At 73.1% G+C, this 458-nt stretch carries 1 pseudogene; it reads right to left on the reverse strand.

Annotated elements, in window-relative coordinates:
* Positions 1-458, reverse strand: a pseudogene (locus RNB18_RS51815) (N-acetylglucosamine-6-phosphate deacetylase); the annotation flags it as partial.

The raw sequence follows: 458 nt of genomic DNA on the forward strand, positions 1-458 counted from the left end.
GGGCGATGGGCGGCATCGCGTTGAACAGGTGCGTCGCGACGGTGGCGCCCGCGTCGATCGCCTCGACGGTCTGCGCGTACGTGGCGTCGGTGTGGCCGATCGCGGCGATCACCCCGAGGTCGGCGAGCAGCCGTACGGAGTCGAGTCCGCCGGGCAGCTCGGTGGCGAGGGTCACCATCCGGGCGGTACCGCGCCCGGCGTCCACCAGCTTGCGGACCTCGGCCGGGTCCGGGTAGCGCAGCAGCTGCTCGCTGTGGGCGCCCTTGCGGCAGGGCGAGATGAACGGGCCCTCGAAGTGGAGGCCCGCCAGGTCGCCCTGCTCGACCAGCTCGGAGAGGATGCCCGCGCGCCGGGCGAGGAAGTCCAGCTCGCCGGTGACCATGGAGGCCACCAGGGTGGTGGTGCCGTGCTCGCGGTGCGTACGGATGCCGTTGAGGACCTCGTCCACGGTGCCGGAG

It is taken from the genome of Streptomyces doebereineriae, assembly GCF_031845645.1.
In the GTDB taxonomy this organism is placed as follows: domain Bacteria; phylum Actinomycetota; class Actinomycetes; order Streptomycetales; family Streptomycetaceae; genus Streptomyces; species Streptomyces canus.